Consider the following 23,922-nt stretch of genomic DNA (forward strand, 5'->3'; position numbering starts at 1 on the left):
AGTCATGCCTAAATTTCTGCTGAAACGCTGGCACGGCTATCATACCGTATGGGCGTTTGCGCTGCTGCTGATTATGGTGCTCATTGTCTTCCTGTACAACTGGGAGCTGGGTTTGATCTGTCTGGTGCTGGCTGCTGCGCTTGGCTTATCGATGGTTAAGAGTGAAGTCCGCTTCCGGCGGGAGCTTGAGGAGTACATCAGTGGGTTGTCCTTTCGTATTAAAAGAGTGGAAGGCGAAGCCATTAATATGCTGCCTTTCGGCATTATCCTGTACAGTGAAGACAAGATGGTCGAGTGGCATAATCGGTATTTAACGAGTATTTTTGACGATCGGTCTGTGGTGGGCGATTCGTTGAATGAGCTGTTCCCGCAGCTTCAGTCTGCCATACAGGCAAAGAAGGATAAAAGTGAAAAAAACGAGCAGGCCAACCGCCAGACTACGGTGGAGCTGAAGCTTGACCAGGGTTACTACCGGCTGATTGTGATTCCGGACGAGCGCCTCATCTATATGTACGAGGTGACAGACCTTGTCGTACTGCAGCAGCAGTACGAGGATGAACAGCTGGCGCTGGGTATTGTCATGCTCGATAACCTGGATGAGGCCTCCCAGGGCATGGATGATCAGCAGCGAACCGCGCTTATTGCCCGGGTCAGCAGTGAGATTACCTCCTGGGCCAAGAACTACAGTGTGTACCTGCGAAGATTGTCCTCGGAACGCTACCTGATGATGCTTAATCATAAAGCGATGAAGGAGCTGGAGCAGAGCCGGTTTGTCATTCTTGACGAAGTTCGCGAGATGACGGCCGATCTAAAGGTTCCACTCACACTGAGCATTGGTTTGGCTTATGGCGCAGACAGTATCAGTGAGCTGGGCGAACTGGCCCAGTCCAGTCTGGATATGGCGCTCGGACGCGGCGGTGACCAGGCTGCGGTGAAGGCGGGCCAGCGTCTGTCCTTTTACGGCGGCAAATCGAACGCGATGGAGAAACGGACCCGCGTCAGAGCGAGAGTCATTGCCCATGCACTGCGCGATCTGATGCAGGAGAGCGACCGTGTCATTATTATGGGCCATACCAATCCGGACATGGATGCTATTGGTGCAGCCATCGGGGTATGGAAGGCTGCATCGTTGTACAATGTAGAGGCACATATCGTATTAAATGGATCCAACCCATCGATTGAACGTTTGATGGAGCAGGTGCGTAGGGAAGAACGGCTGTCCCAGGCGTTCATTACACCCGAGCAGTCGCTGCAAATGATGTCGGAGCACAGTCTGCTCGTGGTCGTAGATACCCACAAGGCTTCCATGACGGTAGAGCCGAAGCTGGTTCAACAGGCCGGCCGGGTGGTCGTGGTGGATCACCACCGCCGGGGCGAGGAATTCATCAATGATGCGGTATTGATCTATCTGGAACCTTACGCCTCTTCAGCATGTGAGCTTGTCACCGAGCTGCTGCAATATATTCATGACAAAGCGGCTCTAACGCCGCTGGAGGCCACGGCGCTGCTGTCTGGAATTACCGTGGATACCAAGCATTTTGCAAACCATACAGGTTCCCGGACATTTGAGGCTGCCGGCTTCCTGCGACGGAGCGGAGCGGATACCGTGATGATCCAGCGCCTCCTGAAAGAAGATCTGAATGAATATATTGCTAAGGCGGAAATTATCAAGCATGCTAAAATGGTATATGGACATATTGCTGTGGCTGTCACGGAGCCGGGGCAGAAGATTTCGCAGCTGCTGATTGCCCAGGTGGCAGATACGCTGCTGAATATGACGGATGTACGGGCTTCCTTCGTCATCAGTGAGCGTCCGGACGGACTGATCGGTATCAGTGCCCGGTCGCTTGGACATATGAATGTACAGGTTGTAATGGAACGTCTGGGAGGCGGAGGCCATTTGACCAATGCGGCGGTACAGCTGGACTGCCCGCTGGAGGAAGCCGAACGAAGACTGGCTGAAGTGCTGGCCGAAATTGAAGGGGAAGAGGGGTTATTCGAATGAAAGTCATTTTTCTAAAAGATGTTAAAGGTCAAGGCAAAAAAGGGCAAGTGAAGGAAGTTTCTGAAGGTTACGCAAATAACTTCTTGCTGCCGCGCGGGATGGCGCGCCTGGCTACAGACGGTAATGTAAAGATTCTGGAGAATCAAAATGCAGCTGAAGAGAAGCGCAAGCAGCAGGAGAAGGAAGAAGCGCAGGCTCTCGGTAAAAAGCTGGAGGAAATGACGGTGCAGCTCAAGGCCAAAGCCGGTGAAGGCGGCCGCCTGTTCGGCGCTATTACCAGCAAGCAGATCGCAGAAGCGCTGGCAGCAGCCGGTGTGAAGATCGACAAGCGTAAAATCGAGCTGGACGAGCCTATCCGTACCTTGGGCGTCACTCAAGTGACGGTGAAGCTTCATCCTGAAGTGAAGTCGACGTTGAAGGTGCAGGTGACGGAGGAGTAAAATGGGCGGCGAATTTTTCGACCGGATTCCACCGCAGAACCTGGAAGCTGAACAGGCAGTCCTAGGCGCGGTCCTGCTGCAGGCCGAGGCGCTGATTACAGCGATGGAACGGGTGCAACCCGACGATTTCTATGACAAGCCGCACCAACTGATCTATGAGGCCATGATCGAGCTGGGTGAAGGCAACCAGCCGATCGACCTCATTACGCTGACTTCCCGGCTGCAGGATAAAGGGCAGCTGGAGGAGATTGGCGGCGTCAGTTATTTGGCAAAGCTGGCACATGGTGTACCCACAGCGGCGAACATTGATTACTACGCTCAAATTATTGAAGAAAAGGCGATGCTGCGGCGGTTGATCCGCACAGCAACCCAGATTGTAAGCGAAGGCTACACCGGCGGCGAGGACGTATCCGGCATGTTGAGTGAAGCTGAACGGCGCATTCTGGAAATATCCAACCGGCGTTCCGGCAGCGGATTTATTGCGATCCGTGATGTGCTGATGGAAGTATTCGACCGGATGGAGGTTCTGCATCAGAACCGGGGCAACACCACAGGCATTCCTTCCGGATTCGTGGATCTGGATAAAATGACAGCCGGATTCCAGCGGAATGACCTGATTATACTGGCGGCCCGTCCGTCGGTAGGGAAGACAGCCTTTGCGCTGAATGTCGCTCAGAATGTAGCCATTCGCGCCAAAGAGACCGTAGCTATATTCAGTCTCGAGATGTCTGCTGCACAGCTGGTACAGCGGATGATCTGTGCTGAGGCCAACCTGGACGCGAATGTCATGCGTACGGGCGATTTCAAGGGCGATGACGATTGGTCCAAGCTGACGATGGGCATTGCAGCCCTGGCGGAAGCCGAGATCTACATTGATGATACGCCGGGCGTGACGGTAGCGGATATCCGTGCCAAATGCCGCCGGCTGAAGAAAGAAAGAGGGCTAGGCATGATCGTGATTGACTACCTGCAGCTCATTCACGGGCGCGGCAAGGGTGATAACCGCCAGCAGGAAGTATCCGAGATTTCCCGGACACTCAAGCAGATTGCAAGGGAACTGGAAGTGCCCGTCATTGCATTGTCGCAGCTGAGCCGGGGCGTGGAACAGCGCCAGGACAAGCGGCCAATGATGAGTGACCTGCGGGAATCCGGTTCCATCGAGCAGGATGCCGACATCGTCGCGTTCTTGTATCGCGATGACTACTATAACCAGGAGACCGAGAAGAAGAACATTATCGAGATCATTATCGCCAAGCAGCGTAACGGTCCGGTAGGTACAGTCGAACTCGTTTTCCTCAAAAGCTTTAATAAATTTGCTAATTACGAACGGGCCCATTCGGATGCTTTTGCCGGCTGATCAGCCGTACGCAGGCTCCAGGTGAGTGCCCGGGCGCTGGATAGCCCATGGATAAATCACATTGAAAAGGCATATGCTGATCTTTGTGGTCTTGTCCGTGGGTTTTATAATTTGTATTTTTACATATCCGAACGATCAGGTATTACCAACACCCAATGTTCGTATTTCATTTGACTTTGGCTGAAGGGACTGTTACACTGTTAATGCTGCTTTCATGCAGTGAATGGGTCCAGTGACGTACATGTCATGTCAGCTTTTGACCAACCTAACAGCAAACGCATATAAGGATAGCCAACCTGCGATAACCGGACTGCATCATGGCAGAAGGTTATTTTAGGCTGATTTGTGCTGACTTTTAACAAAAAATTTCAGGGGTTAGACACCCACGGGGGAATGTACATGTCAACAGTAGTCGTTGTCGGAACGCAATGGGGAGACGAAGGCAAAGGTAAAATCACGGATTTTCTTGCGGAGAGCGCCGATGTGGTGGCCCGTTACCAAGGTGGCAATAACGCCGGGCATACGATTCTCATTGATGACAAGAAGTACAAGCTGAGCTTGATCCCATCCGGAGTGTTTTACGAAGATAAAGCATGCGTGATCGGCAACGGGATGGTTATTAATCCGGCCGCACTTATTGAAGAAATCAATTACATTCATGATAATGGTTTCACGACGAACAATCTTTTCATCAGTGACCGCGCTCATGTCATTATGCCCTATCATATGGTGCTGGATGCTTTGGAGGAAGACCGCAAGGGACCGAACAAAATCGGCACAACCCGCAAAGGGATCGGCCCGGCTTATATGGACAAAGCCGCACGCAACGGTATCCGTATCTCCGATCTGATGGATGCTGAAGAGTTCGAGCTTCGTCTCCGTCATCTGGTGAAAGAGAAGAACCAGATCATTGAGCAGGTGTATGGCGCGGAGCCGCTGGATGTGGAGGAAATTCTGCAGCAGTATCTGGGTTATGCTGAATTCATCCGCAAATATGTGACGGACACATCGGTCGTCCTGAATGATGCGATTGACCGTAACGATAAAGTCCTGTTCGAAGGTGCACAGGGCGTAATGCTCGACATTGACCAGGGCACCTATCCGTTCGTAACTTCGTCCAACCCGTCAGCAGGCGGTGTATGCATCGGTTCCGGCGTAGGTCCATCGAAGATCAAGGAAGTCATCGGTGTAGCGAAGGCTTATACGACTCGTGTCGGCGACGGTCCGTTCCCGACGGAACTGAACAATGAGACAGGTGACTACATCCGTGAAGCCGGTCATGAGTATGGCACGGTAACCGGCCGTGCACGCCGTGTCGGCTGGTTCGACAGTGTTGTCGTGCGTCACGCTCGTCGTGTCAGCGGCATTACCGGCCTGTCCCTGAACTCGCTGGACGTTCTGACAGGTCTGGAAACGGTAAAAATCTGCACCGGCTACAAATTCCGCGGTGAGGTTATTACCCACTACCCGGCAAGCCTGAAAATGCTGGCTGAATGTGAAGCCGTCTACGAAGAAATGCCAGGCTGGAGTGAGGATATCACGGGCGTGAAGACGCTGGATGAGCTGCCTGAGAATACGCGCAATTATGTGAACCGTGTCTCTGAGCTGACAGGGATCCCGATTGCTATCTTCTCGGTAGGACGCAACCGGGAGCAGACGAATCAGGTACTGCCGATTTACGAAGCATAAGTTGAATAGAGAAGAACCCATCTCCATGGAGGTGGGTTTTTTGTATCTGTTTTATATAGAAAAAAGATTCCGGAGGTAAGTTGTTCTCCATCCGCGTCAATACTGGTTCATAGGCCATCATGAATGGAGTAAATGAGAAATGAACTGTAGGAGGAGATACGATGAAATGGGCCATCTGGACCATGAAGAAAATGGCAACCGTTCTGCTGATTAGCGGATTGACCTTGGCAGCAACTGCTTGGATCGTGAATACCTATGTGCATTCTTTGCTGTCGAGCTTCAATATTCAGCTGAAGGATCAACCGACCTTATGGAGTATGGTCACCGGAGGACGAACAACTGGCAGCTCCAGCTCAGCCAAGGAGAGTCTGCCGAGCGCAGGAAAAGAGGAGAGCAAGGCAAATCCTCCATCTCAGCAGACGGAGAAGTCCGCTAAGATGGAGGATGCAGCGCCTGTTATGGGAACGGCCCTTGAGGAAGGCAGTGAGGATAGCAGCGAGAATGGAGCAAGCGGATCAACGGTCAATCCCCATGAAGCACTGGTTATGACTCCGGGCGAGATGACGGAGCGTAAGGATAATCTGCCCGGGACAGACAAGCAGCAGATTCTGGCACTGCTTATGGCCAAGCTGCCGCAGGAAGAGATGCAGAAGATATCTGCAGCGATGGAAGGCGGTCTGACCGAAAAGGAACTGCAGGATATCCAGCAGGTGCTGGCCCGGTATTTGAGCAAAGAGGAATATGCCAAGCTGATGCAGATGCTCAAGGAATAAAAATTACCAAGCGGTTTCGTGGGATATGGATTTGAATTTCCAATTCAGCCTGTGTTACAGTTAACAAGTGTTTGAAAAGGTTAAAAAATTGACACCTTTTGGGCATGAGTACATGGGCTGAAAAGGAGAGAATCATGAAGTTTGCAGGATACAAACGCCGGCATCAGCAGGCGTCACAACAGACCGGAGAGCAGAACCGGAGATCAGCCTGGCAGCGATGGGCTGCCATAACGGCAGGATCAGCAGTCCTTATTGGAGGCCTGGTCTCTGGCGGACGCCAATATGTGAACGCCAACATGGTATCGTATTATACCGTTTATATGAAGAATCAAGCCGTCGGCACGATTCAGTCCGAAGATGAGCTGAAGGAGCTCTTTGAAGAGAAACGCCAACAATATGATGATAAATATCCTGAAGTGACGATGGTGCTGAATACGAATGGCATCTCGACCGAGCAGGGCCGTGCCTATAAAGCTGAAGTGGATAGTGAAGCTACGTTAGACAAGCTGGGCAATATGCTTACCGCCTACGCCAAGGGAATTGAAGTCAAGGTTGACGGCAAGGTCGTTGCGGTTGTAAAAGATCAAGTGACAGCAGAAGCGGTACTGAACCAGGTGAAGGATCGGTTTGCGCCGAAGGAGAAGGCCAGGCAGCTGCCTGTACAGCCTGTGGCAGCCGTACCCACTGCAGCCACCTCCAAAAATCCGGTAACAACGATGCAATCTGTGGACATCAAAGAGCCGATTAACTATGAGGCCATCAAAGCAGACCCTAACAAGGTGATGACTGCCGATGAAGCGGTTAAGGCTCTGACCACAGGCCAGGAGGCTCCGATTGTCTATACTGTGCAGGAGGGTGACACGTTTTCCTCCATCTCCAAGCAGTATGGCATTCCGCAGTCCGAAATCCAGAAGAATAATCCGTCCGTGAAGGAAAAATATTTGCAGATTGGCGATCAGCTCAAGCTGACCGTACCGAAACCTCCAATTACCGTCAAGACTGTACAGAAGGCATCCGAGCAGCTGACCATCGCGCCTCAGGTCGTCGTGCGCAAGAGCGACCAGCTGAAGGCAGGTAAGATGAAGGTGGTACGTCCGGGCCAGAATGGACTGAAGCAGATGAACTACCGGATCACGAAGGAGAACGATCAGGTTGTACAGGAAGAGTGGCTCGGGCAGAGCGTGCTCAAACCTTCGCTGCCTGAAGTTGTGCTGAAGGGCACGAAGATCAGCGGAGAAGGTTCAGGAGATTTTGCCTGGCCGGTGTCCGGCGCAGTGATGAGCAGCAGCTATGGCGAGCGCTGGGGCAAAATGCACAAGGGTGTTGATATGGTAGGCAGCAGCAGCGTCAAGGCGGCAGATGAAGGAACAGTTACTTTTGCCGGACAGCAGAGCGGCTACGGCAATGTCATCATTATTAATCACCATAACGGATATGAGACGCTGTACGGTCATCTGAAGAGTATCGGTGTACATACCGGTCAGGTAGTGCAAAAGGGACAGCAGATTGGCGTTATGGGTTCAACGGGGCGTTCCACCGGTACACATTTGCATTTTGAGATTCATAAAAACAATCAGACTCAGAACCCGCTGACTTATCTGCGCTAAAGGCTTCCTGCCATCCGGTGGAGGCAGCAGACGACGAAGTATGATAAAAGCGTGGCCGCCTCAGGGCGGTCATGCTTTTTTTGGCGGCCGCTAACTAGGCATTACAGCTTACTGGATATCTGTTCCAATAGATGCAAACAGGAGGTGCGGCAGATGTGGGCTGGCTATCCGTATGGTAAAATGGAGTTATCACTATAGAATAGATTAAAGAGACGTTAAGGCGATGAGGTGAGAACGACATGCAGGGGACAATTCTAGTGGTGGATGACGAGCAGCCCATCGCGGATATATTGAAGTTTAACCTGGAGAAGGAAGGATATCGCGTCATCTGTGCTTTTGACGGCAATACGGCTGTCGAGCTGGTATCTGCGGAGCAGCCGGATCTAATTCTGCTGGATCTGATGCTGCCGGGCAAGGACGGGATGGATGTGTGCCGTGAAGTGCGTGCGCAGGGGATACAGACACCTATCATCATGCTGACGGCCAAGGACGGCGAGATTGATAAGGTGCTGGGGCTTGAGCTGGGAGCGGACGATTATGTAACAAAGCCGTTCAGTACACGGGAGCTGCTGGCACGGGTGAAGGCCCAGATGCGCCGTCAGCGCGGCCCGGTGATGACACCGATCCAGGCACAGGAGGAGCGTCCGGGCCTGCGGGCCGGTGAGCTGTTTTTTGATACCGATATGTATCAGGTTTATAAGAATGGTGAAGCACTTGACCTGACTCACCGTGAATATGAACTGCTCTATTATATGGCCAAAAATGCAGGCAGGGTCATGACACGTGAACACCTGCTGCAGGCTGTTTGGGGCTTCGAATATTATGGCGATGTGCGAACCGTCGATGTGACGATCCGGCGCCTGCGGGAGAAGATTGAAGAGAACCCGAGCAAACCGGAGACGATTATGACAAGGCGGGGTCTGGGTTACCTGATTCACAGCGCCAAAAGCGGGGCTTGAGGATGAAGTGGTCTTCTTTTTTTCGCACGATCCAGGCGAAGCTGATTATTATTTATGTGCTGCTCATTCTGGTGGCGATGCAGCTGATCGGAGTTTATTTTGTCAGTGCGATGAAGAATTCCCTGACCGATAACTTCACGCAGGATCTCCAGGCCCGTGCGGAGCTGCTGTCCGTTCTGGCGGAACGTGATCTGGGCGGCAGCGGGGAAGGCCAGTCCGAAGAGGATAGTGTGGCTTCCCTGCGGGAGCGTGTGAGCAATCTGTTCAATATTAACGGAGCGGAAATTCAGGTGATGGATGCCAGCGGCAAGGTGCTGCTGACCTCTCTGAGCTCCCATGCCGATTATGTCGGACGGAAGAATACACAAACCGTTGTCAGCCGGGCACTGCAGGGGATCCGGGACAACGAGGAATACATGATTGATGAGGATAATATTCGCAAAAAGGTCGTGGCCAAGCCGGTGGTCAGCGGGGGTAAGGTGGTCGGCGCCGTCTACATTGCGGCTTCCATGGCAGAGCTGTACGACACAATGAAGCGTATTAATAATATTTTTATATCGGGTATCTTTATTGCGCTTGCGCTGACTGCGATTCTGGGTGTCATACTGGCGCATACCATTACCCAGCCTATCAAGGAGCTGACACGGAGAGCAACGGCAGTAGCGGAAGGAAACTTCAATCAGAATATGCCGGTGCTCGGCAGTGACGAGATCGGCCAGTTGAGCAAAGCCTTCAACTATATGACAAGCCGTCTGCGTGATGCCTTATCCCAGAATGAGGAGGAGAAGGAGAAGCTGGCTTCTATCCTTATCAATATGAGTGACGGCGTCATTGCGACCGACGAGAGCGGACGGGTGATCCTCGGCAACCGGCGTGCAAGTGCCATGTTGGGAGTCCATGAGGCCCAGATGAGCGGGCGCCATATCTCCGGACTGCTTGGTATGGATCCGGCCGAAATGGATGAGCTCGTCAGCGGATCGGCGGCTTCTACGATTCTGCAGATTGACCCGCCGGGAGGCAGTGAAGAACCGGTCGTGATCCGGGTCACCTTCACCCCGATTCACCGCCGTGAGTTCGGCATCGCGGGGAGTATCGCCGTACTGCAGGATGTGACGGAGCAGGAGGAGCTGGAAGCGTCGCGGCGGGAATTCGTGGCGAATGTATCGCATGAGCTGCGTACACCGCTGACAACGATCAAGAGCTATACCGAAGCACTGAATGATGGAGCGCTGGAGGAGCCGCAGCTGGCTCACCGCTTCGTGGATGTCATTCAGAATGAGACAGAGCGCATGATTCGCCTCGTAACAGATCTGCTGCATCTGTCACGGCTTGATTCCAAGGAAGCCCGGCTGCGTATCCGAAGCAGTGACGTTATGGAGATGTTGGAGGAAGTGGCCGACCGCTTCTCGTTCCAGATGAAGCAGAAGAAGATCAGGCGCAAAGTGTTCGTAGAGCATGGCATCAGTCATATATCGATTGACCGCGACCAGATTGATCAGGTGCTGGACAACCTCGTATCCAACGCGCTGAAATATACACCCGAAGGCGGAAAGATTGATATTGAAGCACGTTTGCAGGATGAGCACACGTTGTCCATATCCGTTCAGGACGACGGGATCGGAATTCCGAAGAAGGACCTCGATCGCATCTTCGAACGATTCTACCGGGTCGATAAGGCCCGTTCCCGTAACATGGGCGGTACCGGCCTGGGGCTCTCGATTGCCCAGGAAATTATCAAGGCACATGGCGGGCATATTGAACTGCAATCCGAGCTGGGCCAGGGAACAAGAGTGACCTTTACCCTTCCGCTCCGGAGTGAAGGAGGCGATGGATCGTGAAGGAGAAGCTGAAATCGCTGGCGCTGGCATTGCTGATCGTCTTCAGTCTGGTTCAGAGCTATTACCTGATCTATCAACTGCCCGGAAGCGACTCGGTAATTACGTCAGAGACCAACTACGTGAAGACGGAGAATATGGGTCAGGAGCAGGCTGTAGAGCAGTTCATCTTCCCGGACCAGATGGTGGTTCACCTCGGCGAGGACAGGCACACGGTGTTCTATCCCCGGACGACATTCTATAATCTGATCTATTCGCGGCTGGAAGGGCGCAGCTTTGAGAACTTCCAGCGCCGTACCGTCCAGTCGGCAGATTGGAACGTGATCCGCATGAAGAATGCGGGTTTTGAGCTGTCCTTCCCCGGGGGGATTCCTGTCCCGCTGCTGCAGCGGGTCATGAAGCTGTCGTCTGACCCGGTATTCGAGGGGGAGAGCATTAACCGGATCTGGATCTATATTGATGACAATGGGAAAAAGGTACATGCCCTCTTCTTCAGTGCACGCGGTGACGTTGTATATGAGGCTTCGAAAGCCGACTTGACGGCACAGGACGTACAGCAGCATGTGGATTTCGGGCAGAACTGGACACCGTATACGACGGCAGATGGGAAGGTGTATCTGCCCAAGGAGAATATGAGTATGGTGCAGACGCTTATTCCTATCGGCGTCTTCTCCACAGAGCAGATGCAGCGCAGCCTGTTCTTCGATCCAAGCATTACACGCAACATTCAGGAGAAAGACGGGTCAGAAATCTATACCGACAGCAAACACAGTCTGCAGATTCGGCAGGAGCAGCGCTGGATGAGCTATGCGGATCCGGCTGTGCCAACGTCCGGCAACAGCACGCCGGCAGAGGATGTGCTGGCAGCCGTTGATTTTGTTAACCAGCATGGCGGCTGGGACGGATCCTACCGCCTGATGCTGCAGGATGGCATTGGTCATATGACCGATGTGTTATTCCAGCAGTATTATAACGCATACCCTATTCTGGATACAGCGACGTTCCGCTATGGCACGATGCGGATGCAGGTACAGCAGGAGACAGTATCCTTGTATGAACGTTCGCTTCTGTATAAAAAAGAAGGCAGCGGGACGAAGAGTGCGGTGGAACTGCCGGGTGGAGCCAAGCTGGTGAACCGGCTGCATATAGCCGCTGGTAAGCAGGAGATCACAGGCATTGCCCCGTACTACCATGCTGAATTGAAGGATGACGGCCTGCAGCTGACGCCGGTCTGGCGGGTACAGCTGGGGAATGGCGGTGTGGTGACGATTGGACCGGAGGAAAAGTAGTGCCCGTTAGAAGCGGGAGCCATCAAAGGAGGGATAATTCATGGATTGGGGCCGTGCCAAAACTGTATTGATCTATGCTTTTCTGCTGCTCAACATGGTGCTCGGCTATCAGCTGTGGGCAGATGTGAAGGAAACGGCTGGCTCCAGCCTGGATTTCACCTCCTTGACGGAGAACACACAGCGGGTGATGGACGAGAAGCAGATCCAGGTGCTGGCACCGATTCCGAATGGATCACTCTCGCTGCCCAAGCTGTCGTATAAGTACGAGCAGAATGCCCGCAGTCCGCGGACGGAGCTGGAGAAGCCGGTGGACAGCCGGCTGGTCTTCGCGAAGGAGGAGCTGACTCAGGCATTGCGCGGTTATATTTCTGATATTAACAGCTATCAGTATGACCCGCTGAGCGGGGATGATCTATCTGCGGTGAGTGTGCAGGAGAATGCCTTCTACCTGCATCCGCTGGTGGAGAAGAAATGGCCGCTGTTTAATGTAAATTTGAAGCTGTACTACAGTAATCAGAAAATTACCGCCTATCAGGAGCCTGAGGTAGAGCTGCAGCCTTCCAAGGAAGAAGAGAAGGTACTGCCTGCTGCCAAGGCTCTGGGGCGATTAATCGATAATGTACTGCCGGAGGACTCTGTCGTCAAAGATATTCAGCTGGGGTATTACGGGCAGGAATTTAACTCGGATACCCAGGTGGCGGCCCCGGCATGGCGGTTCGTGCTGGAAAGCGGACAAGTCTATTATGTATTGGGCAGCAACGGAGATGTTGTCAGCCCTGCCAAAGAACAACCGAAGGAGTAGACCGAAATGGGAATATCTTTTACCGTGCTGTCGAGCGGTTCGACAGGCAATGCGACCGTCGTCAGAAACGAAGACACCACCTTGATGATCGACGCAGGTCTCAGTGCCAAAAGGCTGGATGAGCTGCTGAAGGAGCGGGAGCTGACCGGGGAGGACCTGGATGGCATTCTCATTACCCATGAGCATTCGGATCATATTAAAGGTCTTGGTGCAATGGCACGCAAATACAACCTGCCCGTCTATGCGAATGAAAAGACATGGGCAGCGCTCGGAACGAAGTCTATCGGTCAGATCGCCGAGGAAAAGCGCATCATTATGCAGACTGGTGAAGTCAGAGAATTTGGTTCGCTGCGTGTGGAGTCGTTCGGGATCTCCCATGATGCGGCAGAGCCTGTGGCCTACAACTTCATCGACGGCAAGGAAAAGCTGAGCGTAGCGACAGACCTCGGCTATATGAGCGATAAAGTGCGAGAGGCGATCAAGGATGCCGATGTCATGGTACTGGAATCAAATCATGATGTGGAGATGCTGCGGATGGGGCGTTATCCGTGGAATATCAAACGGCGGATTCTAAGCGATATTGGACACTTGTCCAATGAAGCGGCAGGGGCCGCACTGAGTGAACTGCTGAATGGAACAACCAAGCGCACGTACCTGGCGCATCTCAGCCTCGACCACAACATGATGGAGCTGGCCAAAATGTCCGTACGCAGTGCGATGGAAGACCGAGGCTGTTTCTACAAAGATACTGAATTCCGTCTATGCGAGACGTATTATGACAGACCTACACCGTGGGATAAGGTGAGTGACTCATAAAGACGTCAAGCTCAGCAGCTTTGCGTTCGACTTCCTCACGGGTGAGAATACCTTTGTCTACCAGCAGTTCGATCATGGTGCTCAAGGCCAGTGTAACCCGGTAGTGTTCTTCCTTGAGATCTGCAAGCTTGGCCACCATGGCGACCTCTTCCATAGCATTTCGCTGCATGATGATGCCTCCTTATTAGAAAATAGAAAATATGAGTGCTGGACGGCTGACTCCCCAACAGCCCGGACAATCAGCAGGAATAATTCTGCAGCAGACAAGCCGCCTATGCTACAATACAAGAGTACGCACTGCACCCCGCCAGCCCAGGCAGGATGGGGGATTCAAGGATCATCCAGGCTCCGAAAACAGACTTGTCTATAGTATAGTCACGAGAACCCGGAGATATTCCTTTTATTGGCGGTAGGCGTGCTTCGTACATACGTGTATCCTGTACTAGGGAACTATACTTCTGGCTTTAAATTCGCATTTAGGAAAATTTTACGCTTAAACATGCCCCTTTTGTGGTGATTAATAAATACCGGGAACTTTTTCCTGCCGGAGGCGTCTAGAAGAAGCAGACTGAACGGAATTTGAAGCCATACAGCGGGCGTTATATAAAAAGATGGCAGTTGATACGTAAACAAGGGCAATTAAGGCGGAAGCCCGATCACTTGATGGCAGGAGATGCTGTACTTGCAGCGGAAACAATGACGGTCAGGTCTTGGTGCGTGACAACGGGGGGAGAGGATCAAGATGGGCTTGTTTGATGATGATTTTTATTCGACCAAGGTATCCAAACGGACAACCAACAAACCAATACAGGTCAAACGGGTCAGAAGGAGTTCATGGCAGCCTGCAAGACGCCGGGTGTCGGCTCTGCAGGTAGGGCTGATCAGCGGCATTGTCAGCGCAGTGGTAGCTGTACTGCTGTTCAGTCTGCTGACGGGCATGCCCTCATCGGCACCCCTCGCAGGCGCATCAATAAATCCCCTTCGGCAGACAACCGGAGACCCTTATGAGCGGATTGTGCAGGCCGCTGCGAAGGTCCGTCCGGCTGTGGTCAGCATTGTGAATTACAAGGATGACGGGGACGGCAAGCCGGAGAATGATGATTCTGCACTCGGTTCTGGTGTCATTTTCCGCAAAGAAGGCGGTAAAGCCTACATCATGACGAACAATCATGTCATTGACGGTGCGGACGATCTGGAAGTAATGGACGTCAACGGAGAGAACCGCAAAGCAAAGCTTGTCGGCAAGGACCGGGTTACGGATATTGCGGTGCTGTCGATCGATGATAAAGGAATTGATACAATCGCTGAGATTGGTGATTCCAGCAAGCTGCGTCTGGGTGAGACCGTCATTGCGATCGGCAACCCGCTCGGTCTTGGGGATACGCTGACATCGGGGATTGTGAGCTACACGAACCGGATTATCCCGGTCTCGATTAACCAGGACGGTGTATATGACTGGGAGCAGCAGGTTATTCAGACGGATGCAGCGATCAATGAAGGCAACAGCGGAGGGGCACTGGTAGACCTCGACGGTAAAGTTATTGGCATTAACACCATGAAGATTGCAGATACTGGCGTGGAAGGATTAGGTTTTGCCATTCCAGCTAACCAGGTGCTTAAGACCGCTGATGACCTGGTGAAGAACGGTAAAATATCCCGCCCTTATATCGGGGTATATACCGTCGATCTGAACAATCCGTATGCGCCCATTGATGAAGACCAGCGCAAAGAGCTGAAGCTGCCGGATGAAGTCAAGGACGGTGCCATTGTACTGGAATCACAGGGACCGGCGAAGGATGCAGGGCTTAAATTGAACGATGTCATCGTCGCCTTTAACGGCGAACCGATCGGGACTACGCTTGATTTGCGCAAGTATTTGTACGATAAAGCCCAGATCGGCGAGGAGCTGGAGGTTACTATTTATAGGGATGGCAAGAAAGAGACCGTGAAGGTGAAGCTCGGCGACAAGCCGGAGGAGAAATAAGAAAAGGCCTTTACCCCTTCCATATGAAGGGTAAAGGTCTTTTTGGCATGAATATAATCAGGAAGACAACAAGTCAATCTCCTTTACCGTCTCCCCTTCAATCAGCATCGGCTGATAGTAGGTCGTGTTCGGCAAGTCTCTTTTACCCTGCAGCTTCTTGATGATCCAGTCGGCAGCATCCCGGCCCATTTGCTCCTGCGGGTGGGTTAAAGTAGTCAATTTGATATTGGCATTTTTGGCGATATAGGAGTTGTCCTGTCCAATAATTGATAATTTGTCCGGAACCGAGATGCCAAGTTGTCTGCATACATTTACGACCTCTAATCCGACCTCGTCGTTATAACAGACCAGCGCACTTATCGCATCTTTATGTGTATTCAGGAATTTCTTCAGATTCATGGACAAGTCCTGCTTGGTCTCCGTATCAAAGGAAAGCACCTGTTCCGGGTGAAAACGAAGCTTGGCCTCTCCAAGTGCCTTGATATACCCCTTCATACGATATTTTCCCTGTAAGTCGTCCATTTTGGAGATGATCCCGATCTGGGTATGTCCCTTGGAGATCAGCTCCCGGGTTGCAAGGTAGCTGGACTGCACATCATCCAGGCAGAAGAAGGGCACCTCCAGCTCCTCATAATAAGCATTGATCATCGTGAAGGGAACATCCTGCTCCTTGAATGACAGGTAATAAGCGATATTGGGGTTGTAGAGATTGCTCTTGGTCGGCTCAATGATCAAACCGTCCACACCGAAGGAGAGCATCATTTCCAGCGCTTTCTTCTCCTGCAGAACATCGTTATTCGTGCTGGCCAGCAGCAGCGAGTAATTATCCTCATTCAGCCGGCTCTCAATCCCCCGGATAATCGAGGGGAAAATATAGTCCGAAATGTACGTGGTGATCACGCCGATCGTTTTTTTACCGGAGGTCCCGCCAGACTTAGCCCGGTATTGGCCGCTGACATAGGTGCCGGAGCCTTTCTCACTTCTTAAGTATCCTTCATTGGACAATTCCAGAATGGCCTTGCGCACCGTCTGCCGGCTGACCTTATATTGATCCTGCAGAGCGTATTCAGTAGGAATCTGCTCTCCCACTTGGTATGCCCCCGAAAGGATATGGCTCTTGATATCGTCGATAATGATCTGGTATTTGGGTTTCATTGTATCCATCCATTTCTTTTCTCTCCAAAGTTGTTCATGTACCCATTCATTGGATTCTTAAAATTTGTATGTACATATTCTAGCATTGGCATTCATGAATGAAAAGAATTCACTCCTGCATTCATACAGCTTAGTAATAATTATAAACTTAGAAGCATACCTATGACTGTCATCTTATTTGTAAGTATAAATATATAATATATTGACAAATGTACGTACAAAAAATATACTAAGGCTGTTATTAAAGAAAGCGCATTCTTTTAATTTGATTTTATATGATGTAAACCGCTAACAGAGGGGGACCGACAGGGCCATGAATTCAATAGACATGAAACAAGCGATTATCAAGGGTGAAACCTCACTCGGAATTGAGCTCGGATCTACACGAATCAAAGCCGTACTGATTGATCGCCACTGTGAAACGATCGCATCCGGAAGCTACGAGTGGGAGAATCTCCTGCAGGACGGGTACTGGACGTACAACCTTGCTGATATCATCACAGGTCTTCAGGAAGCATACAGCGGTATGAAGCAGGAAGTGGAGCAGAAGTACGGCATTCCTCTTCATACGATAGGATCCATCGGCTTCTCCGCTATGATGCACGGATATATGGCTTTTGATCATACAGGTGAACTGCTGGTTCCATTCCGTACATGGCGCAATGCGACAACCGGAGCTGCAGCCAGAGCGTTAACCGAGCAATTTCAGTTCAATATCCCTGAGCGGTGGAGCATTGCGCATCTGTATCAGGCGATTCTCAACGAGGAGAAGCACGTATCCCGCATTGACTATGTAACGACCTTATCGGGATTCATTCATTGGTTATTGACCGGCAATAAAGCCATTGGTATTGGTGATGCGTCAGGGATGTTCCCGATTGATGAGACGACCCATGATTATCATGCGTCTATGGTCCGGCAGTTTGATGATCTGGTTGCAGCTAAAGGTTACAGTTGGAAGCTCCAGGATATCCTGCCCAAAGTCTACGCTGCCGGAGAGCAGGCGGGAAGATTAACCGAGACGGGAGTCAAAATCCTGGATCCATCTGAAGACTTGCAGCCAGGCATTCCATTGTGCCCGCCGGAAGGGGATGCCGGAACAGGGATGGTGGCGACGAACAGCGTGCGGAAACGCACGGGGAATATCTCTGTCGGAACTTCTGTGTTTGCCATGATTGTATTGGAGAAGGAGCTTACGAAGGTTTATCCGGAGATCGACCTCGTAACGACACCCGATGGCAGCCCGGTCGGTATGGTTCATGCCAACAACTGCTCCAGCGACCTGAATGCCTGGCTGGGATTATTCCAAGAGTTCTACGCGGCCATGGGCCAGCAGGTGGATAAGAATCAAATATTCGGCGTGCTGCTGAACCAGGCTCTGCAGGCGGATCCCGATGGTGGCGGGCTGCTGAGCTACGGCTACTTCTCGGGCGAGAATATTACAGGATTGGAGAAAGGCCGGCCGTTATTTGTCCGCTCTCCTGAGAGCCGTTTCAATCTGGCGAATTTCATGCGTACCCATCTGTTTACCGCCTTCGGCGCATTGAAGCTCGGCATGGATATTTTGACCAGAAACGAGCAGGTCGCGATTGATCATATTCTGGCACACGGCGGTTTGTTCAAGACTCCTGTAGTAGGACAGAAGATGGTCGCAGCTGCGCTGAATGTTCCGGTCTCGGTTATGGCAAACGCCGGCGAAGGCGGAGCATGGGGCATGGCTATTCTGGCCTCCTACATGATGAACAAGGATGCAGACGAGCATCTGGAGGATTTCCTGGATCATAAAGTCTTCAAAGACGTGGAAGCCCAGGAGATGGTACCTGATGAAGCTGACGTGAAGGGCTTTGAATTATTCATTGAGCGTTATCAGAAGGGGCTGGCGATTGAGCAGGCTGCGGTAGAGAATCTGGTGGAGAACTGGAGGAATTAACGTGTTAGAACAACTGAAAGAACAAGTATATCAAGCGAATCTCGACCTGCCCAAGCACGGGCTGGTGAAATATACATGGGGAAATGTAAGCGCTGTGGACCGTGAGAGTGGCCTATTCGTGATCAAACCGAGCGGGATCGACTATGACACGATGAAGCCCGGAGATATGGTTGTAGTGGATCTCGAAGGCAATGTAGTGGAGGGGGAGTTCAGACCTTCTTCAGATACGGCAACCCACGCTGTACTCTACAAGCATTATCCGGAAATTGGCGGCATCGTGCACACGCACTCCACCTGGGCAACGGTGTGGGCGCAGGCAGGACTGGATGTTCCGGTCATGGGGACGACACATGCAGATACCTTTTTCGGCTCGGTTCCGTGTGCCCGCTTCCTGACCCAGGAGGAAATTGACCGCGGTTACGAAGCTGAGACCGGACGCGTCATCATCGAGACGTTCGAGCAGCGCGGGCTGGATATTATGGCTGTACCGGGCGTTTTGCTCCATGGTCATGCGCCCTTCACCTGGGGAAAGGATGCCAAGACTGCAGTTATGAACAGTGTCGTGCTGGAGGAAGTATGTAAAATGAACCTGTTTGCACGGGAATTGAATCACTTTGCCGAAGAACTGCCACAGCGTATTCTGGATAAGCACTATTTGCGCAAGCACGGGACAAATGCCTATTACGGACAGAAATAACCCGAGAAGGATTCAATAATCTATTCATTATTATAGAAAAGAGGATGATCGTGATGGCAGCGGGAACAAAAGAATTTTGGTTTGTTGTAGGTTCACAGCACCTGTACGGAGAAGAAGCACTGGCAGAGGTCAAGGCCCATGCACAGCAAATGACGGATGCCCTGAATAAGAGTGGTGTACTGCCTTATCCGCTGGTACTGCAGGATCTGGCCGTCAGCGCAGATACCATTACAAGCATCATGAAGGAAGTCAACTATCGTGATGAGGTTGCCGGTGTGATCACCTGGATGCATACCTTCTCGCCGGCCAAAATGTGGATTCGCGGTACGAAGCTGCTGCAGAAACCTCTGCTTCACCTTGCCACCCAATATAACGAAAGTATTCCGTGGTCGACGATTGATATGGACTTCATGAACCTGAACCAGGCTGCACATGGTGACCGCGAGTACGGGTTTATCAATGCGCGCTTGAAGAAACAGAATAAAATCGTTGTAGGTTACTGGGAGCGTCCTGAAGTGCAGCAGCAAATTGCTGACTGGATGGATACAGCGGTGGCTTACAATGAAAGCTTTAATATCAAGGTCGCCCGCTTTGGCGACAATATGCGTAACGTTGGCGTCACCGAAGGGGATAAGGTTGAAGCGCAAATTCAATTCGGCTGGACCGTAGACTACTTCGGTATCGGAGATCTGGTACAGTACGTAAATGCAGTTAAGGACGAGGAAATCGATGCCCTGATGGCGGAATATGCAGAGCTGTATGAATTCGATTATGGTTCAAACAGCAAGGAAGCATGGGAAGCCAGTGTAAGAGTACAGGCAAGCTATGAAATTGCTATCAAGAGGTTCCTGGATGAAGGGGGATACAATGCCTTCACGACGAACTTTGAGGATCTGCACGGCATGAAGCAGCTTCCCGGACTGGCTGTCCAGCGACTGATGGCCCAGGGCTACGGCTTTGCGGGCGAAGGGGACTGGAAGACAGCTGCGCTCGACCGTCTGCTCAAAGTGATGAGCCACAACGAGTCTACCGGCTTCATGGAGGATTACACGTATGAATTGACGGCGGGTCAGGAATCGATCCTTCAGTCCCACATGCTTGAAGTTGACCCGACGCTGGCCAGCAGCAAACCGAAAATTGTTGTGTCTCCACTTGGTATCGGCGACCGTGAAGATCCGGCACGTCTCGTATTCGACGGCAAGGCCGGTGATGGCGTGGTTGTATCGATGGCGGACTTCGGTACGCACTACAAGCTGCTGATCAACGAAGTAACGGCATTCGAGCCGACAGTTCCAGCTCCGAAGCTGCCGGTAGCCCGAGTCCTGTGGAATGTGAAGCCGAACTTCCAGGATGGAGTCAAAGCCTGGATCGAGAATGGCGGCGGCCACCACACGGTCGTCTCTCTGAATCTGACAACTGATCAGATTGTGACGTATGCGAAGCTTGTAGGCCTGGAATACGTCGTTATCAAGTAATAGAAGAAGAGCCGCTCAGATGAGCGGCTTTTATTTTATCATACCATCAGGCCTGTACAGCCGACTCGTCCATATAGAAAACTTCCCAGATGTGTCCGTCTGGATCCTGGAAGCTCTGCTGGTACATGAATCCGTGATCTTGCGGCTCCGAGGCAGCACGTCCTCCGGATTGCAGCGCGGTGTTCATAATCTGGTCAACCTGCTCCCGGCTCTCTGCGGTCAAGGCAATCAATACTTCCGTACTTTCGGACGGATTGGCGATAGCCTTCTTGGTGAATTTCCTGAAGTGATCGTGAGTGAGCAGCATGACATAGGTGCTTTCATTAATTACCATACAAGCAGCATCTTCATTCGTGAACATGGGATTGAAGGAGAAACCAATAGCCTGGAAGAAGTCCATCGTTACTTGCAAGTCCTGCACGGCAAGATTTACAAACGTTTTGGCAGGTTGAAAAGTCACTTCATATCACCTCATCTAATTTGCTTAACTTTACAAAAGTAAAGTTGCAACAAGATCATATTACCCAACTTAGCTGAAGTCAAGTAGAGCTTTTTAAGGAATAGGTCAGGTTGACTTTGCCTAATGAACCTCCTACGATAATACAAATGGAAAGCGAACGGATGGTGTACACATTGGGCGAAAAACGCGACGCAGAGCGCACCAGAAAAAGCATACTCCAGTCTGCGAAAGAGGAATTCTTCGAGAAGGGCTACAGAGGTACCCGGGTAGAATCGATTGCCAAACGTGCAGGTGTGCAGAAGCAGCTGATTTATCATTATTTTCACAATAAAGAAGACCTGATCAATCAGACGATCGAGGAATTTGTGTCTTCCGTATCCACAGGAAACCTGACGCTGCCGGATGATCCCGCCGAGATTGCCTCCTTCCGTATGCGTGTAAATATGGATCACCTGAAAGAGTTTCTGAAGTTCACTGCGTGGGAGGCCATTGAAGAGCTGCCGCAGGGTTCTCCCGGGGAAGAAACGAGAAGGCGTGTGCTTCAGGCTTATAATGAGGATATGAAATCCAAGCAGCAGCTGGGGATGATTCCGGAGGGGCTTGACCCTGCATTAATTACACTCATGATGTCCAGTCTGACCGTGTACCCGCTCCTGTACGGCAATGTTACTCAAATGATCACCGGCTCCACATTGGAGGATCCTGAATTCCAGGAGAGATGGTTACAGTTCCTGCGCCAGATCAGCCAGCGTATCTTTGAACTTTCTGATGAAAAGACATAAAAGCAGGGGCTCTCCTGCAGGGAACCGACATAATTCTAGCTTTTGTATCGGAATTAAATCGTTTATAATCATTAGATAATAATAAATATTTTAATCTGTAAAAATTTGTACTAAACTAGATGAAAAGTACATTCAAAATAGTACATTCAGAATAGTACATGGAAGATCGTAGGCATGTTCCCAGGCGGCGCTTTGCTCCAGGTCACGTCCGAGCCGAGCGGCTACCCTTTTCTACAAATCATAGGGGATAAGGAAGGGTTTATAATGAGCGACATTCAGATGAAAACAGATGTTATCTTAATTGGTGCCGGTGTGATGAGTGCAACGTTGGGGGCATTGTTGAAAGAGCTGGCGCCTGAATGGAATATCAAGGTATTCGAGAAACTCGCCTGTACCGGGGAGGAAAGCTCGAATGAATGGAATAACGCAGGTACAGGCCATTCTGCACTGTGTGAGCTCAACTATACCTCCGAGAAATCGGACGGATCCATTGATATCAGCAAAGCCGTCAAGATTAATGAACAATTCCAGCTGTCGAGACAGTTCTGGTCATTTCTGGTCCAACATAGTCTGATTCGTAATCCGCGGGACTTTATCATGCCTATTCCTCATATGAGTCTGGTGCAGGGTGAAAAAGACGTAAATTTTCTGAAAAAAAGATTTAAAGCGCTCTCAAACCATCCGCTCTTCCATGGGATGGAGTATTCGGAGGATCCACAGAAGCTGAAGGAATGGATTCCTTTGATTATGGAGGGTCGAACTTCCCATGAGCCTATGGCCGCCACCAAAATCGATTCCGGAACGGATGTGAACTTTGGTGCTTTAACGCGCCTTCTGTTCGATTATCTCCAGAAGCAGGGCGTGGAGATGAACTATCAGCATAGTGTGAAGGATATCAAGCGGACTCATGACGGCTCGTGGAGAGTGAAGGTTCACAATACCCGCAGCGGTACCATCGAGAATCATACTGCGAAATTCGTCTTTATCGGCAGCGGCGGCGGAAGTCTGCATCTGCTGCAGAAAACCGGCATTCCCGAGTCCAAACGGATCGGCGGATTTCCGGTCAGCGGTCTGTTCCTGGTGTGCAATAATCCGGAAGTGGCCGAGCGGCATCATGCCAAAGTATACGGCAAAGCCAAGCTGGGCGCTCCGCCGATGTCTGTTCCGCATCTGGATACCCGGTATATTGATAACAAGAAGACGCTGCTCTTCGGACCTTTTGCCGGGTTCTCTCCGAAGTTCCTGAAGACCGGCTCTAATCTGGACCTGATCCGTTCCGTCAAGCCGAACAATGTCATGACGATGCTGGCTGCGGGCGTGAAGGAAATGGGATTGACCAAATATCTGATCCAGCAGGTTATGCTATCGAATGAGAAGCGGATGGAAGAGCTGCGGGAATTCATACCGAATGCCAAAAGCAAAGACTGGGACGTGGTGGTCGCCGGTCAGCGTGTGCAGGTCATCAAGGATACGGATACCGGCGGCAAAGGAACACTGCAGTTCGGTACGGAAGTGGTCAGTGCGTCTGACGGCTCCATCGCAGCGCTGCTTGGTGCTTCGCCCGGTGCTTCGACCGCCGTACATGTCATGCTTGAAGTGCTGGAAAAATGCTTCCCGCAGCAAATGAAGCAGTGGGAGCCGAAGATCAAAGAGATGATTCCTTCCTACGGCTTATCGCTGGCGGACAATCCGGAGCTTTTCGAGGATATCTTCTCGTCCACCGCGGAGACACTGGGTCTGAACGAACAGAATCCGGTTCCATCCCACCTTATGCGAAAAGCATGACCTGACTGCTGGTGATATCTGATATTTGCTTTTACAGAAGAGGGCCTCAACATCCGAAACAGGGTGGGAGCCCTTTTTTATT

The 23,922-nt window shown here is 51.4% G+C and carries 20 protein-coding genes; 17 read left to right on the forward strand and 3 right to left on the reverse strand.

Annotated elements, in window-relative coordinates:
- The first annotated feature begins 4 nt into the window (after positions 1-4).
- The 11 genes from Q5741_RS07135 (at position 5) to Q5741_RS07185 (ending at position 13,572) form a co-directional block, all read left to right on the forward strand.
- Positions 5-2,005 (forward strand): DHH family phosphoesterase, encoded by a 2,001-nt coding sequence (locus Q5741_RS07135; protein ID WP_305023393.1) that lies wholly within the window; start codon positions 5-7, stop codon positions 2,003-2,005.
- Entirely contained in the window at positions 2,002-2,445 is a 444-nt protein-coding gene (rplI, locus tag Q5741_RS07140; RefSeq protein ID WP_305023394.1) for a 50S ribosomal protein L9, read from the forward strand. Before Q5741_RS07135 ends, rplI begins: the two co-directional genes overlap by 4 nt.
- A 1-nt stretch (position 2,446) precedes the next feature.
- Entirely contained in the window at positions 2,447-3,802 is a 1,356-nt protein-coding gene (gene dnaB / locus Q5741_RS07145; protein ID WP_305023395.1) for a replicative DNA helicase, read from the forward strand.
- A 399-nt stretch (positions 3,803-4,201) separates the two neighbouring features.
- On the forward strand, positions 4,202-5,491 hold the full coding sequence (locus Q5741_RS07150; RefSeq protein ID WP_305023396.1) for an adenylosuccinate synthase: 1,290 nt from the start codon (positions 4,202-4,204) through the stop codon (positions 5,489-5,491).
- Positions 5,492-5,652: 161 nt separating this feature from the next.
- Positions 5,653-6,264: a hypothetical protein gene (locus tag Q5741_RS07155; protein ID WP_305023397.1), complete on the forward strand. Its 612-nt coding sequence runs from the start codon at positions 5,653-5,655 to the stop codon at positions 6,262-6,264.
- Positions 6,265-6,398: 134 nt separating this feature from the next.
- The gene (locus tag Q5741_RS07160) at positions 6,399-7,871 is read left to right on the forward strand and encodes a M23 family metallopeptidase (RefSeq protein WP_305023398.1); all 1,473 of its coding nucleotides are present in this window, start codon (positions 6,399-6,401) and stop codon (positions 7,869-7,871) included.
- A gap of 239 nt (positions 7,872-8,110) precedes the next feature.
- Positions 8,111-8,830 carry a response regulator YycF gene (yycF, locus tag Q5741_RS07165; protein ID WP_305023399.1) on the forward strand — a complete coding sequence of 240 codons (720 nt, stop codon included), beginning with the start codon at positions 8,111-8,113 and terminating at the stop codon, positions 8,828-8,830.
- A 2-nt stretch (positions 8,831-8,832) separates the two neighbouring features.
- On the forward strand, positions 8,833-10,668 hold the full coding sequence (gene walK, locus Q5741_RS07170; RefSeq protein ID WP_305023400.1) for a cell wall metabolism sensor histidine kinase WalK: 1,836 nt from the start codon (positions 8,833-8,835) through the stop codon (positions 10,666-10,668).
- Positions 10,665-11,954 (forward strand): YycH family regulatory protein, encoded by a 1,290-nt coding sequence (locus tag Q5741_RS07175; RefSeq protein ID WP_305023401.1) that lies wholly within the window; start codon positions 10,665-10,667, stop codon positions 11,952-11,954. The genes walK and Q5741_RS07175 overlap by 4 nt, the downstream gene beginning before the upstream one ends.
- Before the next feature lie 40 nt (positions 11,955-11,994).
- Complete coding sequence (gene yycI, locus Q5741_RS07180; RefSeq protein ID WP_305023402.1) at positions 11,995-12,756, forward strand: two-component system regulatory protein YycI; 762 nt, start codon at positions 11,995-11,997, stop codon at positions 12,754-12,756.
- Positions 12,757-12,762: 6 nt separating this feature from the next.
- Positions 12,763-13,572, forward strand: a complete 810-nt coding sequence (locus Q5741_RS07185; RefSeq protein ID WP_305023403.1) for an MBL fold metallo-hydrolase — start codon at positions 12,763-12,765, stop codon at positions 13,570-13,572.
- On the opposite strand, the gene Q5741_RS07190 is transcribed toward Q5741_RS07185, so the two are convergent.
- On the reverse strand, positions 13,541-13,741 hold the full coding sequence (locus Q5741_RS07190; RefSeq protein WP_407074327.1) for a hypothetical protein: 201 nt from the start codon (positions 13,739-13,741) through the stop codon (positions 13,541-13,543). The genes Q5741_RS07185 and Q5741_RS07190 overlap by 32 nt on opposite strands.
- A 573-nt stretch (positions 13,742-14,314) precedes the next feature.
- On the opposite strand from Q5741_RS07190, the gene Q5741_RS07195 reads away from it, so the two are divergent.
- On the forward strand, positions 14,315-15,556 hold the full coding sequence (locus tag Q5741_RS07195) for a S1C family serine protease (protein WP_305023404.1): 1,242 nt from the start codon (positions 14,315-14,317) through the stop codon (positions 15,554-15,556).
- Between the two features lie 57 nt (positions 15,557-15,613).
- Here the strand turns inward: Q5741_RS07195 and Q5741_RS07200 are convergent, their stop codons facing one another.
- Complete coding sequence (locus Q5741_RS07200; protein ID WP_305023809.1) at positions 15,614-16,711, reverse strand: GntR family transcriptional regulator; 1,098 nt, start codon at positions 16,709-16,711, stop codon at positions 15,614-15,616.
- Between the two features lie 313 nt (positions 16,712-17,024).
- Between Q5741_RS07200 and Q5741_RS07205 the strand changes: the two genes are divergently transcribed.
- The 3 genes from Q5741_RS07205 to araA are packed head-to-tail and all read left to right on the forward strand — an operon-like array spanning position 17,025 to position 20,813.
- The gene (locus Q5741_RS07205) at positions 17,025-18,641 is read left to right on the forward strand and encodes a xylulokinase (protein WP_305023405.1); all 1,617 of its coding nucleotides are present in this window, start codon (positions 17,025-17,027) and stop codon (positions 18,639-18,641) included.
- 1 nt (position 18,642) lies between these two features.
- Positions 18,643-19,338 carry an L-ribulose-5-phosphate 4-epimerase gene (locus tag Q5741_RS07210; protein ID WP_305023406.1) on the forward strand — a complete coding sequence of 232 codons (696 nt, stop codon included), beginning with the start codon at positions 18,643-18,645 and terminating at the stop codon, positions 19,336-19,338.
- Positions 19,339-19,391: 53 nt separating this feature from the next.
- Positions 19,392-20,813: an L-arabinose isomerase gene (gene araA / locus Q5741_RS07215; protein WP_305023407.1), complete on the forward strand. Its 1,422-nt coding sequence runs from the start codon at positions 19,392-19,394 to the stop codon at positions 20,811-20,813.
- A 46-nt stretch (positions 20,814-20,859) separates the two neighbouring features.
- Here the strand turns inward: araA and Q5741_RS07220 are convergent, their stop codons facing one another.
- Positions 20,860-21,273 carry a VOC family protein gene (locus Q5741_RS07220; RefSeq protein ID WP_305023408.1) on the reverse strand — a complete coding sequence of 138 codons (414 nt, stop codon included), beginning with the start codon at positions 21,271-21,273 and terminating at the stop codon, positions 20,860-20,862.
- A 146-nt stretch (positions 21,274-21,419) separates the two neighbouring features.
- Here Q5741_RS07220 and Q5741_RS07225 point away from each other — a divergent pair, with 146 nt between their 5' ends.
- Together Q5741_RS07225 and Q5741_RS07230 are read left to right on the forward strand one after the other, a co-directional pair.
- Positions 21,420-22,055 carry a TetR/AcrR family transcriptional regulator gene (locus Q5741_RS07225; RefSeq protein WP_305023409.1) on the forward strand — a complete coding sequence of 212 codons (636 nt, stop codon included), beginning with the start codon at positions 21,420-21,422 and terminating at the stop codon, positions 22,053-22,055.
- A 264-nt stretch (positions 22,056-22,319) separates the two neighbouring features.
- Complete coding sequence (locus Q5741_RS07230; protein ID WP_305023410.1) at positions 22,320-23,840, forward strand: malate:quinone oxidoreductase; 1,521 nt, start codon at positions 22,320-22,322, stop codon at positions 23,838-23,840.
- Positions 23,841-23,922 lie beyond the last annotated feature (82 nt).

The organism is Paenibacillus lacisoli (assembly GCF_030580655.1).
Taxonomy (GTDB): Bacteria; Bacillota; Bacilli; order Paenibacillales; family Paenibacillaceae; genus Paenibacillus; species Paenibacillus lacisoli.

Bases quoted from the DNA above. Each gene is read 5' to 3' on its own strand.
- Q5741_RS07190 (WP_407074327.1), bottom strand. From the start codon at position 13,741: ATGCAGCGAAATGCTATGGAAGAGGTCGCCATGGTGGCCAAGCTTGCA.
- Q5741_RS07225 (WP_305023409.1), top strand. From the start codon at position 21,420: ATGGAAAGCGAACGGATGGTGTACACATTGGGCGAAAAACGCGACGCA.
- Q5741_RS07230 (WP_305023410.1), top strand. From the start codon at position 22,320: ATGAGCGACATTCAGATGAAAACAGATGTTATCTTAATTGGTGCCGGT.
- rplI (WP_305023394.1), top strand. From the start codon at position 2,002: ATGAAAGTCATTTTTCTAAAAGATGTTAAAGGTCAAGGCAAAAAAGGG.
- Q5741_RS07185 (WP_305023403.1), top strand. From the start codon at position 12,763: ATGGGAATATCTTTTACCGTGCTGTCGAGCGGTTCGACAGGCAATGCG.
- Q5741_RS07135 (WP_305023393.1), top strand. From the start codon at position 5: ATGCCTAAATTTCTGCTGAAACGCTGGCACGGCTATCATACCGTATGG.
- Q5741_RS07150 (WP_305023396.1), top strand. From the start codon at position 4,202: ATGTCAACAGTAGTCGTTGTCGGAACGCAATGGGGAGACGAAGGCAAA.
- walK (WP_305023400.1), top strand. From the start codon at position 8,833: ATGAAGTGGTCTTCTTTTTTTCGCACGATCCAGGCGAAGCTGATTATT.
- Q5741_RS07155 (WP_305023397.1), top strand. From the start codon at position 5,653: ATGAAATGGGCCATCTGGACCATGAAGAAAATGGCAACCGTTCTGCTG.
- dnaB (WP_305023395.1), top strand. From the start codon at position 2,447: ATGGGCGGCGAATTTTTCGACCGGATTCCACCGCAGAACCTGGAAGCT.
- Q5741_RS07200 (WP_305023809.1), bottom strand. From the start codon at position 16,711: ATGAAACCCAAATACCAGATCATTATCGACGATATCAAGAGCCATATC.
- Q5741_RS07205 (WP_305023405.1), top strand. From the start codon at position 17,025: ATGAATTCAATAGACATGAAACAAGCGATTATCAAGGGTGAAACCTCA.
- yycI (WP_305023402.1), top strand. From the start codon at position 11,995: ATGGATTGGGGCCGTGCCAAAACTGTATTGATCTATGCTTTTCTGCTG.
- yycF (WP_305023399.1), top strand. From the start codon at position 8,111: ATGCAGGGGACAATTCTAGTGGTGGATGACGAGCAGCCCATCGCGGAT.
- Q5741_RS07160 (WP_305023398.1), top strand. From the start codon at position 6,399: ATGAAGTTTGCAGGATACAAACGCCGGCATCAGCAGGCGTCACAACAG.
- Q5741_RS07195 (WP_305023404.1), top strand. From the start codon at position 14,315: ATGGGCTTGTTTGATGATGATTTTTATTCGACCAAGGTATCCAAACGG.
- araA (WP_305023407.1), top strand. From the start codon at position 19,392: ATGGCAGCGGGAACAAAAGAATTTTGGTTTGTTGTAGGTTCACAGCAC.